The sequence below is a fragment of the Bacillus sp. NMCN1 genome, from assembly GCF_002998085.1.
GTDB lineage: Bacteria > Bacillota > Bacilli > Bacillales > Bacillaceae > Bacillus.
On record NZ_PVQL01000001.1, the window covers coordinates 1,846,277 to 1,861,203 of the forward strand.

The 14,927-nt window shown below is 42.8% G+C and carries 14 protein-coding genes and 13 tRNA genes; 7 read left to right on the forward strand and 20 right to left on the reverse strand.

Annotated features, from left to right (window positions below; translation table 11 throughout):
- Window positions 1-50 precede the first annotated feature (50 nt).
- Entirely contained in the window at window positions 51-293 is a 243-nt protein-coding gene (locus C6W21_RS09730; RefSeq protein ID WP_041086807.1) for a type B 50S ribosomal protein L31, read from the reverse strand.
- Between the two features lie 176 nt (window positions 294-469).
- On the opposite strand from C6W21_RS09730, the gene C6W21_RS09740 reads away from it, so the two are divergent.
- The 4 genes from C6W21_RS09740 (at window position 470) to C6W21_RS09755 (ending at window position 3,313) form a co-directional block, all read left to right on the forward strand.
- Window positions 470-1,801, forward strand: a complete 1,332-nt coding sequence (locus tag C6W21_RS09740) for a cytochrome ubiquinol oxidase subunit I (RefSeq protein ID WP_106050165.1) — start codon at window positions 470-472, stop codon at window positions 1,799-1,801.
- Window positions 1,802-1,822: 21 nt separating this feature from the next.
- A complete protein-coding gene (locus C6W21_RS09745) occupies window positions 1,823-2,869 on the forward strand; it encodes a cytochrome d ubiquinol oxidase subunit II (RefSeq protein ID WP_170825870.1) in 1,047 nt (348 codons plus the stop codon).
- 68 nt (window positions 2,870-2,937) lie between these two features.
- Window positions 2,938-3,096, forward strand: a complete 159-nt coding sequence (locus C6W21_RS09750; RefSeq protein ID WP_008360682.1) for a DUF1540 domain-containing protein — start codon at window positions 2,938-2,940, stop codon at window positions 3,094-3,096.
- A gap of 25 nt (window positions 3,097-3,121) precedes the next feature.
- The gene (locus C6W21_RS09755; protein ID WP_106050166.1) at window positions 3,122-3,313 is read left to right on the forward strand and encodes a hypothetical protein; all 192 of its coding nucleotides are present in this window, start codon (window positions 3,122-3,124) and stop codon (window positions 3,311-3,313) included.
- A gap of 104 nt (window positions 3,314-3,417) precedes the next feature.
- Here the strand turns inward: C6W21_RS09755 and menC are convergent, their stop codons facing one another.
- The 6 genes from menC to C6W21_RS09785 form a co-directional block, all read right to left on the reverse strand.
- On the reverse strand, window positions 3,418-4,542 hold the full coding sequence (menC, locus tag C6W21_RS09760) for an o-succinylbenzoate synthase (RefSeq protein ID WP_106050167.1): 1,125 nt from the start codon (window positions 4,540-4,542) through the stop codon (window positions 3,418-3,420).
- Window positions 4,529-5,989, reverse strand: a complete 1,461-nt coding sequence (locus C6W21_RS09765; RefSeq protein ID WP_106050168.1) for an o-succinylbenzoate--CoA ligase — start codon at window positions 5,987-5,989, stop codon at window positions 4,529-4,531. Before C6W21_RS09765 ends, menC begins: the two co-directional genes overlap by 14 nt.
- A 71-nt stretch (window positions 5,990-6,060) precedes the next feature.
- The gene (gene menB, locus C6W21_RS09770) at window positions 6,061-6,879 is read right to left on the reverse strand and encodes a 1,4-dihydroxy-2-naphthoyl-CoA synthase (RefSeq protein WP_106050169.1); all 819 of its coding nucleotides are present in this window, start codon (window positions 6,877-6,879) and stop codon (window positions 6,061-6,063) included.
- Between the two features lie 14 nt (window positions 6,880-6,893).
- Complete coding sequence (gene menH / locus C6W21_RS09775; RefSeq protein WP_106050170.1) at window positions 6,894-7,718, reverse strand: 2-succinyl-6-hydroxy-2,4-cyclohexadiene-1-carboxylate synthase; 825 nt, start codon at window positions 7,716-7,718, stop codon at window positions 6,894-6,896.
- The gene (menD, locus tag C6W21_RS09780; RefSeq protein WP_106050171.1) at window positions 7,703-9,445 is read right to left on the reverse strand and encodes a 2-succinyl-5-enolpyruvyl-6-hydroxy-3-cyclohexene-1-carboxylic-acid synthase; all 1,743 of its coding nucleotides are present in this window, start codon (window positions 9,443-9,445) and stop codon (window positions 7,703-7,705) included. The genes menH and menD overlap by 16 nt, the downstream gene beginning before the upstream one ends.
- The gene (locus tag C6W21_RS09785) at window positions 9,438-10,856 is read right to left on the reverse strand and encodes an isochorismate synthase (RefSeq protein ID WP_106050172.1); all 1,419 of its coding nucleotides are present in this window, start codon (window positions 10,854-10,856) and stop codon (window positions 9,438-9,440) included. The genes menD and C6W21_RS09785 overlap by 8 nt, the downstream gene beginning before the upstream one ends.
- Window positions 10,857-11,238: 382 nt before the next feature.
- Between C6W21_RS09785 and C6W21_RS09790 the strand changes: the two genes are divergently transcribed.
- The 3 genes from C6W21_RS09790 to C6W21_RS09800 all read left to right on the forward strand — a co-directional run bounded on the left by C6W21_RS09790 (window position 11,239) and on the right by C6W21_RS09800 (window position 13,592).
- The gene (locus tag C6W21_RS09790) at window positions 11,239-12,177 is read left to right on the forward strand and encodes a 1,4-dihydroxy-2-naphthoate polyprenyltransferase (protein ID WP_106050173.1); all 939 of its coding nucleotides are present in this window, start codon (window positions 11,239-11,241) and stop codon (window positions 12,175-12,177) included.
- A 117-nt stretch (window positions 12,178-12,294) separates the two neighbouring features.
- Window positions 12,295-13,029 carry a TraR/DksA C4-type zinc finger protein gene (locus C6W21_RS09795; protein WP_106050174.1) on the forward strand — a complete coding sequence of 245 codons (735 nt, stop codon included), beginning with the start codon at window positions 12,295-12,297 and terminating at the stop codon, window positions 13,027-13,029.
- Between the two features lie 86 nt (window positions 13,030-13,115).
- The gene (locus C6W21_RS09800; protein WP_106050175.1) at window positions 13,116-13,592 is read left to right on the forward strand and encodes a TspO/MBR family protein; all 477 of its coding nucleotides are present in this window, start codon (window positions 13,116-13,118) and stop codon (window positions 13,590-13,592) included.
- A 77-nt stretch (window positions 13,593-13,669) separates the two neighbouring features.
- Here the strand turns inward: C6W21_RS09800 and C6W21_RS09805 are convergent.
- From C6W21_RS09805 to C6W21_RS09865, 13 genes are all read right to left on the reverse strand, one after another.
- Window positions 13,670-13,741: transfer RNA gene (locus tag C6W21_RS09805), tRNA-Glu, on the reverse strand.
- 7 nt (window positions 13,742-13,748) lie between these two features.
- Window positions 13,749-13,839 (reverse strand) — tRNA-Ser (locus tag C6W21_RS09810).
- A gap of 3 nt (window positions 13,840-13,842) precedes the next feature.
- Window positions 13,843-13,917: transfer RNA gene (locus tag C6W21_RS09815), tRNA-Asn, on the reverse strand.
- A 6-nt stretch (window positions 13,918-13,923) separates the two neighbouring features.
- A tRNA-Ile gene (locus C6W21_RS09820) sits at window positions 13,924-14,000 on the reverse strand.
- A 17-nt stretch (window positions 14,001-14,017) separates the two neighbouring features.
- A tRNA-Gly gene (locus C6W21_RS09825) sits at window positions 14,018-14,091 on the reverse strand.
- 11 nt (window positions 14,092-14,102) lie between these two features.
- Window positions 14,103-14,178: transfer RNA gene (locus C6W21_RS09830), tRNA-His, on the reverse strand.
- Window positions 14,179-14,205: 27 nt separating this feature from the next.
- Window positions 14,206-14,278, reverse strand: a tRNA-Phe gene (locus tag C6W21_RS09835).
- A gap of 18 nt (window positions 14,279-14,296) precedes the next feature.
- Window positions 14,297-14,373, reverse strand: a tRNA-Asp gene (locus tag C6W21_RS09840).
- A gap of 48 nt (window positions 14,374-14,421) precedes the next feature.
- Window positions 14,422-14,498 (reverse strand) — tRNA-Met (locus C6W21_RS09845).
- 23 nt (window positions 14,499-14,521) lie between these two features.
- A tRNA-Ser gene (locus C6W21_RS09850) sits at window positions 14,522-14,614 on the reverse strand.
- A 7-nt stretch (window positions 14,615-14,621) separates the two neighbouring features.
- Window positions 14,622-14,698: transfer RNA gene (locus C6W21_RS09855), tRNA-Ile, on the reverse strand.
- Window positions 14,699-14,702: 4 nt separating this feature from the next.
- Window positions 14,703-14,776, reverse strand: a tRNA-Met gene (locus C6W21_RS09860).
- Between the two features lie 25 nt (window positions 14,777-14,801).
- Window positions 14,802-14,874: transfer RNA gene (locus C6W21_RS09865), tRNA-Ala, on the reverse strand.
- Window positions 14,875-14,927 lie beyond the last annotated feature (53 nt).

Genomic DNA, 14,927 nt, shown 5'->3' on the forward strand with positions numbered 1-14,927 from the left:
CGGGGTTTTTTGCTGTAAAAAAGCACACCAATGCAGGGTGTGCTTTTTTATTACATTTGATACTTTTTCTTAAATAACTCGGCTCTTCCGCCTTTTTCTCCGAATTTTTGGCGTCCTGTATAAAAAGGATGTGTATCAGAGCTTGTTTCTACTTTAATGACCGGATACGTTTTCCCATCTTCCCATTCTACTGTCTCATTTGATGTCTTGGTCGATCTACTCAAGAAGCGGTAACCGCTGTTTACGTCCATAAATACAACTTCATGTGAGGTTGGATGAATATCTCTTTTCAATGTCAAAACTCCTTTCATTACCAAAACGTAACGATTACGTTTTATATTTATATTCTACTCCCTCTTTTACAACTTGTCAAAAATCAAGCTTTCTTAGTCAGGAAGAATAATCTAAAAATGGTGGAGAATAATAAGCAACATGAAAAAGAGAAGCGATAAGAAAGGCGGAGAAAAAATTGACTGATCTCGTTTTAGCTAGAAGCCTGTTCGGCACAACCATGGGCTTTCATATTATTTATGCCTCGCTTGGCGTCGGCATCCCGCTAATGATTTTGTTAGCTGAACTCATCTTTCAAAAAACGAAGGACCCTCACTATGCTGTCATGGCCAAACGGTGGACGAAAGCGCAGGCTGTCCTGTTAGGTGTCGCCATTCCAACAGGGACGATTGCTGGTACTCAGCTCGCTCTTCTATGGCCAGGTTTTATGGAGGTCATCGGAAAGGTCATGTCACTGCCATTTCAGATTGAAATTTATGCGTTCTTTATTGAAGCATTATTTATGTCTATTTATGTGTACGCAGCGGATCGCCTATCACCTGCTATGCGCATCATTACCGTTATATTTGTCGTGGTTGGTGCAGCCGCTTCAGCGATTCTGATCACAAACGTACATGCGTTTGAAGGAACACCTGCTGGCTTTCAAATGGTCAATGGAGAAATTACGAATATCCAGCCTTGGAAGGCCTTTTTCAATCCAAGTTTTGTGGTGACTGCGACACATGTCGTGCTGTCTGCTTTTACAACAGGTGCCTTTGTGATTGCTTCAGTGGCCGCTTTTAAAATGCTCAAAACAAGAAAGAATGAGAAACTCTATACTTTTCATCGAAAAGCCCTTTTTCTTGGACTTATTGTAGGAGGCCTTTTCTCATTTCTTACGGCCTTAAATGGTCATGAGTCTGCTCAGCTTCTGTATGAATATCAGCCTGAAAAGTTAGCTGGTGCTGAAGGTTTATTTGAAACACAATCACATGCGCCTCTTGCAATAGGTGGTTTTACTGATGCCGATTCACAGAAAATTAAAGGAGCAATTGAAATCCCTTGGGCGCTTAGTTTTCTGGCAGGAAATAGCTTTGATACGGTGGTCAAAGGCTTAAATGATTTCCCTCGTGACGAGTGGCCGCCTTTATTTATTCACACATTATTTAATGGCATGGTCATTATTGGCTCAGTCCTCATTTTGTTTGCAGTGTTAGCACTGCTTTACCGTAAAATTTTAAAACGCGAACATTATCCGAAGTGGCTCCTTTTTCTTTACTTATTCGGCGGTCCACTTAGTCTTTTGGCCATTGAATTTGGCTGGATCTTTGCATGTACAGGCCGTCAGCCATGGGTGATTTATCGAATGCTCAAAACCTCAGAGGTCGTCACATCATCAGGTTCGATCGGTACGCTCTTTATCCTTTTTGCCATTGTCTATCTCATCTTAGGCATAGCAACCGTTATTGTACTGACGTACTACTTTAGAAAACATTCGATTGAAGAAGACCTACGGTTAACAGAATCTTAAAAAGGGGCGATCTAGATGCAAATGGATGTTACAACTGATGCGCTCATTGCAATCACCATCTTATGGGGATTCGTTTTTATCTATGCAGTGATGGCATCAATGGATTTCGGCGCAGGATTTTGGTCGATGATTTATATGAATAGAGAACAAACAAAGGCCGCTAATATTGCAAATAAGTATCTTTCTCCAACATGGGAAGTGACAAACGTCTTCATTGTGGCGATTGTTGTTGCATTGTTTAGCTTGTTTCCAGGTGCTACCTTTGTACTTGGTACCGTTTTATTAATACCCGGCAGCATCATATTATTGCTTCTTGCTTTGCGAAGCGGGTTTCTCGTGTTTTCTCATTCTCTCCCTAAAAAATACCGAAAAGCGGTTACTTACATTTCAGGAATAAGCGGCTTTATCATTCCGTCCATCCTGATCATGGTTCTCCCGATTACTCATGGTGGATTTATCTTTCAGGAGAATAACGCCTACTCATTAGATCTTGGACTGGTCTTTACGAGTGCAAATGTCTATTCTTTTGTCGGCTTTGCCATTTTCAGCACCCTTTTTCTTTCGTCTTTGCTTTTAGCTGATTTCTCTAATGTGGCTGATGAAGACGAAGCTTACAGCATTTATAGAAGAGGTGCTCTCATTACTGGTCCGCTTTCACTCATGATGGCCTTTTTTATCATGCTGACATTACGAAGCGAGGCCAATTGGCTGTTCACAAAAATGATGCAGAACATTCCTATTCTTCTTGTATCACTCCTGATGTTTTTGCTGGCAGGACTAGCTTTATTTTTACCAAACAGCCGGTTTAAGCATCGGAAAGGCCGGCCACGTTTAGCTGTCATTGCGATTACCATTCAATATTTTTTAGCAAGCTACGTGTACGGACGTGCCCATTTACCTTATATGGCCTATCCAGATATTACAATCATGTCTGGATTTACAGACCCTGTCACATTTAGAGCATTGTTTATCACCTATATTGTAGGTTTTATCATCTTATTCCCTGGGTTCTATTTCTTTTGGAAATTGTTTATGAAGGATAAACGCTATATTCGCCAGGAAGATTAACATGAATGGACAAGGTTCATTTCGGTTACATTATAGAAGAAAGACATACTCAAAAGGAGGTCATCTGTATGAGTCAAAAAATCCTTTGTGAAGTCAATAACTGTTCCTATTGGAATGCTGGAAACCGCTGTGGGGCAGATGCAATCTATGTCGTCAGCCACACAGGAAATACGGCTGAAAAAAGTGAAGAAACGGATTGTAAAACGTTTAAACCACAAGATCTTTAAGTCTCATTAAAGGAGGCGCTTCACATTGAAACACGATCGGCTGCTTCAAACGTTTTTTGACGAAATTCATGACGGGGACGAAGCCGCATTTTATCAGGCTGCTCACTCCTTTTTAAACCTTTGGGATTATGAATATGGCCATGCAGCAAACATGCCCAATCAGATGCATCAATATATCGGACAGCTTGCGTACGACAGCGAGCTTGTAGAAGAGTAAGAAAGAGCGGATCACCGCTCTTTCTTTTTTGAGACAGGAAGGAAAAAACTTTCTCTCACTATACATAGATTTGATTGGATGTGCAAAAGGTGATTCACTCGTTTTCACATCACAAAATCATGTTTTGTAAACACGTCAATTTTATCTGAAAAAGAACGAAGCGCTTGATAATCCACTTCTACGCCCATTCCTGGGGAACGAGGTACCTCAATAAACCCATTTTCAACCTTGATTTCAGGAAAAATGATATCCTGCTCCCAATATTTTGACGAAGCTGAAATATCACCTGGGATTGTAAATTGCGGAAGCGAAGCAAGTGCCACGTTCTGCGCGCGGGAAATGCCTGTTTCAATCATTCCTCCGCACCATAATGGAATTTGGTGCTCCTTACTGAATGTATGAATTTTAAGGGCTTCTGTCAGCCCTCCAACTCGTGAAGGCTTCACATTAATAATTTGACAGCTGCCAAGCTCTACAGCTTTTCTAGCATCATCTAAGGAACAAATACTTTCATCCAAACATATCGGTGTTTTTAAATGCTTTTGCAAATGGCGATGATCCACGATATCATCTGCAGCTAATGGCTGTTCAATCATTAATAAACGAATGTCATCGAGCTGCTTGAGCTTGCTAATATCTTTTAATTCATAAGCAGAGTTTGCATCCGCCATTAATGGAAGGTTAGGGAAAGACTCTCTAATTTTTTTAAGGAGCCCAATATCCTGTCCCGGCTTAATTTTCACCTTCACACGCTGATAGCCTTGGTCCACAAATTGCTGTATTTGGTTAAGCATGTCATCAATGGGCCCTAACCCCGCCACAACACCAGAAGGTATTCTCTCTTTGGTGCCACCTAATACATCCCGTAACGATTTATTCTCACGCTTCGCATAAATATCCCAAACAGCCGCTTCGATTCCCGCTTTCGCCATCCTATTACCTTTAAATTGGTACAGGCTGTCTGGTATTTCTGAAGGGTGTGTAAAGGTTCGTGTCAGCACATTTGGTATAAAGAAAGCTCTCAGCATATGGTAGCAAGTCTCAATGGTTTCTTCTGTATACCATGGAGAAGAAAAGGCTGACACCTCTCCCCATCCAGTCAATCCTGTTTGATCTTTTACCTCAACAATAATAAACTCACGCTCTGAGATGGTTCCAAGACTTGTTGTAAATGGCTGCTTGAGCTTCATCGTGACATGATATAAAATCACTCGTTCAATTTGAATCATCTAAAAACCCCTTTGATTTGAGTCTGTGCCTCTGCAACTTATTCGACGCATTTCTTGGCAGCTCGTCCACAAAGTGAAAAGCGGCGGGCCATTTATATTTTGCTAAATGCGACTCACATAAAGCATAGAGCTCATTCTCCCGTATCTTATGGTCTGTGACAAGAAAGGCAGCCGGTACCTCTCCCCATCTATCATCATATATACCCGTCACTCCAGCTTCCTTTACATGCGGATGTGTTAACAGGACCTCTTCAATTTCAGCAGGATAAATATTTTCACCGCCAGAAATAATTAAATCTGAACGGCGGTCAAGCACAAATAAAAACCCATCCTCATCCACATAGCCAATATCACCCGTTTTCAGCCAGCCTTGATCAAAGGCAGCTGCGGTCGCTTCTTCACGGTAAAGGTACCCTTTCATGACATTTGCCCCTTTCACCATAACTTCACCATGCTCAAAAGGACGACAAGTGCGTGTACCATCTTGAATTTTCAGCTCACACCCAAAAAGGGGTTTTCCCGCTGATCCAAGCTTCTCTACACTAAATTCTGGCGCAAGGGTCACAATTTGTGAACAGGTTTCCGTCATGCCGTACGATTGAAACACAGGGAAGCCTTTCTCTTTACTTTCTTGAAGCATCGCAAAAGGCGCAGGTCCTCCGCCTAATAAAAGACAACGCAAAGAAGACGGACATTCTCCCAGTCTGCTTAACAAACGGGATAACATCGTTTGAACAACAGATATCATCGTCACACGATGCTGTTCAATAGAATCTTTAACTTCATCGACATCAAACTTCTGATGAAGTACGACAGTCATCCCATAAATCACAGATTTAAATAAAGCGGATAACCCGCTAATATGAAAAAGAGGCAGTGCAATAAGCCAGCTGTCATCCTCTCTGAGGCCCATATTTAGTGCAGAGGAAACAGCACTATGAAAATGATTGCCAAACGTTTGCTCCACCCCTTTTGGGCGTCCTGTTGTGCCAGATGTATACATGATGGTTGCTGTTTCATTCAAATCAAATTCGCTTTCGATTTTCTTTACATTATCTTGACCTGCTTCAGGTAAAGTCTCCATTGTATAAACGGGTAAATCACCCTTATGATCACTGGCATAAACAGATTCAGTTAATAAAGCGGCAGCTTTTGCATCTTCAAGCTGATAGCGTCTTTCAGTTTTTGTTAACTTATTGTTCAATAGCACGATTTTAAATCCTAATGAAAAACAAGCATGAACAAGCATCACCATTTGAGGCTGGTTGTTCATCAAAAGCCCAACCGTTTCCCCTTTTTTCAATGATGTTTGTGCAAGTCTATTTGAAAGCTCATTGACTTCATCAGCTAAATCGCGAAATGTCCACTTTTTATCCTGATAAATAAGCGCGACTCTTTCTGGTGTTAAATAAGCACGGTGCAGCAGCCAATTAGGTTGCTTCATCATGACACCTCCTTTTCGTAAAAGAAAACAGCTTAGTCTGATGCACTAAGCTGTTTTTCATCGGTATGATTGAATCAAGGGAAACGCGGGAACTGACCGAAGTCCGGCTTGCGTTTTTCCTTAAAGGAATCGCGTCCTTCTTTTGCTTCATCTGTTGTGTAATAAAGAAGTGTCGCATCTCCTGCAAATTGTTGAATTCCAGCTAATCCATCCGTATCTGCATTAAATGCAGCCTTCAAGAATCGTAAAGCAGTCGGGCTCTTTTCTAGCATCTCCTCACACCACTTCACTGTTTCTTCTTCAAGCTGCTCTAATGGTACAACTGTATTGACAAGTCCCATATCAAGCGCTTCTTGTGCATTGTATTGACGGCATAAGTACCAGATTTCTCTCGCTTTCTTATGACCAACAATACGTGCAAGGTAGCCTGAACCATAACCAGCATCAAAGCTGCCTACTTTTGGACCAGTTTGTCCAAAAATCGCATTATCTGCTGCGATTGTCAGGTCACATACAATGTGAAGAACATGACCACCGCCGATTGCATAACCAGAAACCATCGCAACAACAGGTTTTGGAATTACACGAATCAAACGCTGTAAGTCCAATACATTTAGACGCGGAATTTGATCGTCTCCTACATAGCCGCCGTGGCCGCGTACTTTTTGATCTCCACCAGAACAGAATGCTTTGCCGCCAGCACCTGCAAGTACGATCACACCAACATTTGAATTATCACGAGCACGTGAAAATGCATCAATTAATTCACTCACAGTCTTTGGTGTAAACGCGTTATGTACATGTGGACGATTAATCGTGATCTTTGCGATCCCATTGTACGTTTCATATAAAATTTCGTCATATTGACGCTCAGTTTGCCATTCAATAGCCATCAATAGTTCCTCCTCTAATTTTGCGTAATAAACTCACTTACTATTTTACCAAAAAAATGTGGTTGTTCCACATGAACTGTATGCCCGGCCTGCTCAGCCAATATGAATTGACTGCCTTCAAGCTCCTGCTGCATACGTGTGGCGATATTACAGAACTTTTCATCAAGCGCTCCGCAAACCAACAAAACAGGTAAATTCATATGCTTTAATGCCTTCCAAACAGAGGGCTGCGAACCTGTTCCTATGCCTTCTAAGCTGCGAGCCAGTCCAAGTGGATTGGCTTTCAGCCTTGCCTCTCTTAGTTGAGCCTGCGTTTCAGCTGATAAAGTTTTCTGCGAAGCAAACAGTGGAATACTCTCCCAAAAATCCACAAACTTCACTAATCCTTCATGTCTAAGTTTCTGAGCGAGCTGATGATCATGTTTGAGTCTTGCCATCCGCTCTTTAAAAGTGCGAAGCCCTGGAGACGTACTCTCTAGAATCAATTTATTGACACGATCTGGATAACGAGAGGCAAAAGATAAAGCAATACGTCCTCCCATAGAATATCCGAGAATATTCACTTTGTGAAGCTTTAATTGGTTTAAAATCTCTGCAAGATCTACCAGCTGTTGCGACATCGCATATCTTCTCATACTTTCTGGTGAGTCCGTGCGGCCATGTCCAAGCAAGCTGACTTGAATCAATCTTGTATTCTCTATATAAGCATTCAAGAACGTCCAAGAAGCCGCGCTTCCAGTGAAGCCGTGTAAGCATAGTGTGGCATTCTCACCTGATGGGTTCTGATCCACCACCTCGTACGCCACACCATCACGCATCCGTATTATGAAAGAAGACATTCTTTTTTCACTTCTTCCAATATGTCATCCATCATTTGACGATGCTTGCTTACACGAGAATGCCGATCTGTTTCAATTTCAATTAAATGAAGTCCAGGCTCTTCTATATGCGCCATGTAGACATCATGTAATTCTTGTTTCGTTGACGGTTTCGAATAGGTTCCCCCATACAGCTTCGAAGCATACTCAAAATTCAGTCCAGTCGGTGTACCAAAGAGTTTTTCATAATACGGTTCCTCAGACGCCTGCGGAAGGAAAGAAAAGATGCCTCCTCCATCATTGTTTAACAACACAACCGTCAGTGGAATGTCCATCAACTTAGCTGCAAGCAGACCATTCATATCATGGTAAAATGATAAATCTCCAATCACTAAGGTGACCGGCTGCTTTAAAGCCGCATACGTGCCAAGTGCTGTAGACACAACGCCATCAATGCCATTGGCTCCTCGATTCGCCATCATTCGAAAAGGCTTCGATTGCGCTTCAAAAAATGTATCCACATCACGAATCGGCATGCTGTTTCCGATAAAAAGGACACTCTCCTTCGGCAAGAGATGCTGAAGCTGACGATACACATTCCCCTCAAATGACAGATCCTCATCAGAATAATGGGATGCATGCGTTCTGAATGAAGAATTAGCATCCTGCCAGCGTTTTAGAAAACTTGTATCCTCACATTGATCCGCTCTATTGAATACTTCATCTACAAAAGCTGTCACATCACTTTCAATGACGTATGAAGCACTTAACCCAGGATCTCGAAAACCTCCGGCAGCATCAACAACAATCTGATTCACTTCTACATGTTTTTCCAGCCACTTGAATAAGGGTTTAGAGACAGGCATCGGTCCAAAACGAATGACCATATCCGGCAATAGGTGCTGCTGCAATGCTTCATCTTTCAATAAAGAATCATACGCATCAATAATAAGATCTGCATGCTCATGACCATTTCGCAAATGAGAAAGCGGGTCCGCTAAAATCGGAATATGCAAGGCTTTCGAAAGACTTAACACTGCCTCTTTCTCTTCCTGCGTATGAAGCTCACCACACACAATCAGTCCCTTTTTGGAACGGTTCATGACCGTCACAATTTCAGACATCGCATCATCATTTGGAAAAGCCTGTCCTGCAGCTAATACCTTTTTTCGGTCTGTTTCTTCTCGCTCGAAAGGGTCAATAGACAAATCAGGAAGTAATGGTTCTCTCAGAGGGACATTGATCTGTACAGGTCCCTTCGGCTCTTGCAACGACATATGATTTGCTCTTGCCGCAGCCGTCTGAACATAGCGTAACATCGTCTGACTTTCTTCTGGCAATGCTAAGTCTGTGAACCATTTAACAAACTTACCGAATAAGAAATGCTGATCAATCGCTTGAGGTGCCCCAACTTCCCTCAATTCGTGCGGCCGATCAGCAGTTAAAACAATAAGTGGTACACGAGAATAATGTGCCTCTACAATGGCTGGGTAAAAGTTAGCAGCTGCCGTACCTGATGTACAAATAAGCAGCACTGGTGTTTGACTTGCTTTTGCAAGACCAAGCGCATAAAAAGCAGCAGACCGTTCATCTACTAATACATGGACATTGATGTCTTGGTGGGCAAGAGCCAGCATTGCCAGCGGGGTCGAACGAGAACCAGGACAGACAACTGCCTCTTGTACACCACCTTGGACAAATTCATCCATCAATCTGCCAATATATGTTGTCATGATTTGATTATTCAATAGGACGACCTCCAAGCGCAGACAGCATTGGTCTTAATTTCACTTGCGTTTCCTCGTACTCCTGCTTTGCAAGGGAATCCTCTACAATGCCGCAGCCAGCGAACAAACGAACATGGTTTTCCTCAATAAGACCTGAACGAATGGCGACAGCAAATTCTCCATTATCCTGAGAGTCAATCCAGCCCACCGGCGCCGCGTACCAGCCACGCTTCAACGGTTCGATTTCACGAATGACCTCAACCGCCTTTTCCTTCGGATATCCGCCCAATGCTGGCGTCGGATGGAGCTGTTCAATTAATGAAAAGAGGGAACAGCTGCTTTTGATTTCTCCCACAATCGGTGTAAACAAATGCTGAATGTTTTTTGTTTTATAAAGACTAGGTTGATTTGGTTTGTGCACATGTAGGCAATTGGCCTCAAATGCTTGTTCAATCATATTGACGACAATTTGATGTTCAATCAAATTCTTCTCATCATGCAGCAGTTCCTCGCCTAATGCTTGATCTTCCGCTTCATCTTTTCCACGAACAATCGAACCTGCTAAACAAGATGAAAAGACCTCTCCGCCGCTTTTTTTCACTAAACGTTCCGGCGTAGCTCCGACAAATGCTTGTCTCCCCTGTTCAACCGCAAATACATAACTCGTTGTTTGATGCTTTAATAATTCTGATAACAGCGGAGCGAGTTCAATTTGATTTTTATAGTGAAGCAAGACTTCTCTTGCTAAAACAACCTTTTCATATTCGTTTGCACGAATGTGGTCTGTCGCTTCTTGGATCGCCTTCATCCATTCCTTCACATCTAGTTCTTCCATATGAACAAGTTCAGCTTGTCCATCATGTCTGAGCGGTAATGTTTCAAAATGAGAGGCTTTTTGTTCTAATTCTTGAATGAGCTGATGAACATTCCCGTCCACCTGCTTCCATTCATTGATCGTAAGAAACGTGCCTTCTTTTGAGACAGTGAGCATCATCGATGGCACAAAAAAATGAGCCTCGCCAAAAGCTTCCCAGTGACGCGCCTTCTCTTCATACGGATCAAATGAGAATCCTCCAAATAACAGCGGACCAACAGCCGCTTGCCTTAACTCCTTCTCATCATGAAAATGGAACATGTGCTGCTTCAGCTGTTCCCATTCTTGATGGACTATATCAAATCGTTCCTTGCCTTGCTCAGATGATTTAATGACGGCCGCTCTGCCAAGTCCAGAAAATATCATTTGGCTTTCTGGATCAGACCAAAAAAACCGCTCGCCTAAAAAATCCGCTTCGCCGCTTTGGAAAAAGGCAAGAGGATCCAGATCGTCAACTCTTCTGGAGTAGCTTATCAAAACAGCATGGTTGACGTTATTCGCTTCTTCTAATGTCGCAAGCGCTTCCTGCCGGAAAGTACTTTGCACTGTTGTCACCATGATACATTCCTCCAAAATCCATGAAATAACATAAAAAAATAAAACCATAATGAAAAAATACATGAACATTCGAGTATGTCGAATGACCTGCTTTTCTATTATAAACCTTAACAGATGAACTTAGTAAAGAAAACAGCTTTTAAAACCTCGAATCCTTATTATATCACGCTTTCTAGATTTTTTCGCTCCTGCTTCTTGAAACGAGAGCATCTAAAGGAAAAGTGGCAAGTCGTGTTCTAAGATCAAGCTTTCTCTCGATATGGTAACGATTAGCAAACATCTTTTTCCGGTTTCATCGCATCAATATATTGACACCTTTTTGAACTTTGCTAAACTGGAATTTGGACGTGTACGTATTTTTTTATTTAAAGGAGTATATTTTATGCAGCATCAATCGATATCAGATCAGCTTTCACCGATTAAGCCTGATAAGAACTGGCGGATTTGGTGGAATTTACTACGACCGCATACATTAACAGCAGCGTTTATTCCCGTTACTTTAGGAACTGTTCTAGCACTTCCAAGTGGTCAAATACATGTTGGGCTATTTTTAGCTATGCTGTTTGCATCTATGTTTATCCAAATCGCAACGAACATGTTTAATGAGTACTTTGATTATGTTCGCGGATTGGACAACGAGAAATCTGTCGGCATCGGCGGAGCCATTGTAAGAAACGGTGTGAAGCCAAAAATAGTTCTCGGCCTCGCTTATGCACTATTTGCACTTTCTTTACTACTAGGGGTGTATATTTGCATGATGTCTAGCTGGTGGATTGCACTGATAGGACTTATTTGTATGGCAGCAGGCTATTTCTATACCGGCGGTCCTGTTCCCATTGCATATACACCGTTTGGAGAACTTGTGTCAGGTGCTTTTATGGGACTAGGAATCATCCTGATCAGTTTCTATATCCAAACAGGCACATTGACGTCTAAAGCTGTTCTCATCTCATTACCAATTTCTATTTTAGTTGGTGCCATCTTACTTTCGAACAATATCCGCGATTTAGACGGCGATAAAGAAAATGGACGAAAAACACTTGCTATCCTTGCTGGGCGAAAAGCTGCAGTGAACATTTTACTTTCCATGTTTTTGGTCTCATATATACTTATTTTTGTTTATATCTTCACAGATATTGTCGGCCTTTGGAGTCTTCTTGTTTTACTCAGTGTGCCAAAAGCATATACAGCTATCAAAGAATTTAAGCAAAAAGAAAAACCAATTGAATTAATGAATGCCATGAAATCTACAGCTCAAACCAATACATTTTTCGGTTTCCTGCTGACAATCGCTTTGATCTTACAATACTATATCGCGTAACAAAGAACGCCTGCAGCCGCAGGCGTTTTTTCATGAGGAATTGCTTCAAATTGGAACAAGTCTTACAGACAAAATTGCTCATACTAACATTATGTTTGATATGAAAGGATGATCGCTTTGTTGTCTAAAGACGAATTACATCATTTGAAGCAGCGACTTCTCGATGAAAAGCAGGAACTCGAAGCCAAAAGCCATGACGATGAACAAAAAGTATCATTTCCTTATGATTCGGTTGGAGATCTGTCAGCCTATGATAATCACCCAGGTGATCAAGGGACAGAGCTGTTCGAACGCGGGAAAGATATTGCGTTAAACAGTTTGGAACATGAACATCTGTTAGACATCAATGAAGCACTTCAAGCCATCACAGACGGCTCTTATGGCCTGTGCAAGGTCTGTAAAGCCCCTATTCCAAAGGAACGCTTAGAAGCCTTGCCCAGTGCCGTCACATGCACAGAGCATTCAAAAGAACAAACCGTTTCACAAAACCGACCAATTGAAGAGGATTTATTAAGTCCGCCATCAGGTCAATTTGAAAATGAAGAAAGAGCAGCCTACGATGGAGAGGATGCATATCAAGACGTAGAACGCTACGGAAACTCTGATACCCCGTCCGATATGGAATTCCCTCCATTGACATACGATGATGTGTATACACAATCAGAAGATGAAGATTATGTGGAGGACTATGAAGGATTCGCAGCTGCTGATATTGAGGGCAAAGCAAGTAAGGTGTATCCAAATAAAGCCCACGAAACCTATGAAGAGGCATTAGACGAAGAAGGCGTCATGACGGTATTTGGTGACTTGAAGCCGTACGAAGAAGAACCTTATACAGAAGAAAATCATTAGTCCCCTCATATTGGGGGCTTTATGTTTATATCATGTAATTATTGGGAAATCACTTTAAGAGTGAATTTGATTGGAGGAGATTCTTAATGGCAAAAAAAAGTATCATTTGGGCAGTGGTGGTCTTCTTTATTACATACGCATTATTCTCTATTGCCGGATTCCTGTTTCCGATTGACAGAGAGTGGTATGATGCATTAAATAAACCAGAATGGACACCGAGTGGTGGTGTAATTGGTGCTGTGTGGGCTGTCTTATTTGCTCTCATCTCGTTGTCCGCAGCGATCATTTATGGAAAGTACGGATTTCAAAAAATCACTTTACCATTTTGGATTCTTTTTCTTTTAAATTACGTATTTAATCAAGCCTTTAGCTTTTTTCAATTTACACAAAAAGATTTATTTGCCGCTACGATCGACTGCCTGCTTGTAGCACTGACAGCACTTGCACTTGTCATCGTCTCGCGTAAACTAAGCAAAGTCGTTCCAATTTTATTGATCCCTTATGTCTTATGGGGCTTCTTTGCAACATACTTGTCTTATACGATCTATTCCATGAACATGTAAAAAAAGACCGCTATGATGGCGGTCTTTCATTTTGAAGAAAATAAAAAAGAGATCTTTGACAAGACCTCTTTTAAACATGACCCGTACGGGATTCGAACCCGTGTTACCGCCGTGAAAGGGCGGTGTCTTAACCGCTTGACCAACGGGCCAGATAAATGGCGGAGAAGGAGGGATTTGAACCCTCGCGCCGCTTGCGCGACCTACACCCTTAGCAGGGGCGCCTCTTCAGCCACTTGAGTACTTCTCCATTTGGCTCCGCAGGTAGGACTCGAACCTACGACCGATCGGTTAACAGCCGATAGCTCTACCACTGAGCTACTGCGGAATATCATGGTGGGCCTGAGTGGACTCGAACCACCGACCTCACGCTTATCAGGCGTGCGCTCTAACCAGCTGAGCTACAGGCCCATGAACGGATATACAAATGGAGCGGGTGATGGGAATCGAACCCACGACATCAGCTTGGAAGGCTGAGGTTTTACCACTAAACTACACCCGCAAAAATATGTATGGGGCGATTGATGGGAATCGAACCCACGAGTGCCAGAGCCACAATCTGGTGCGTTAACCACTTCGCCACAACCGCCATACTGTCAATATTTTTTTATAAAAGTGGCTCGGGACGGAATCGAACCGCCGACACACGGATTTTCAGTCCGTTGCTCTACCAACTGAGCTACCGAGCCAAGTATTCATTTTAAAAATGGCGGTCCGGACGGGACTCGAACCCGCGACCTCCTGCGTGACAGGCAGGCATTCTAACCAACTGAACTACCGGACCATTTTGGTTGCACTCAATGAGCACTCCCCATTGGTACATAAAATAATTTGGTTGCGGGGGCAGGATTTGAACCTGCGACCTTCGGGTTATGAGCCCGACGAGCTACCGAACTGCTCCACCCCGCGATGATATAAGTTTTTTAAAAATATGGCGGAGGAAGAGGGATTCGAACCCCCGCGGGCTTTGACACCCCTGTCGGTTTTCAAGACCGATCCCTTCAGCCGGACTTGGGTATTCCTCCGTATAGATGGTGGACCTTGTAGGACTCGAACCTACGACCGGACGGTTATGAGCCGTCTGCTCTAACCAACTGAGCTAAAGGTCCTTTATAGCGGCGGAGGGGATCGAACCCCCGACCTCACGGGTATGAACCGTACGCTCTAGCCAGCTGAGCTACACCGCCATGATCAAAATAATCTTTTAAAAAGTGGAGCCTAGCGGGATCGAACCGCTGACCTCCTGCGTGCAAGGCAGGCGCTCTCCCAGCTGAGCTAAGGCCCCATAAAAGATGGTCGGGAAGACAGGATTCGAACCTGCGACCCCTTGGTCCCAAA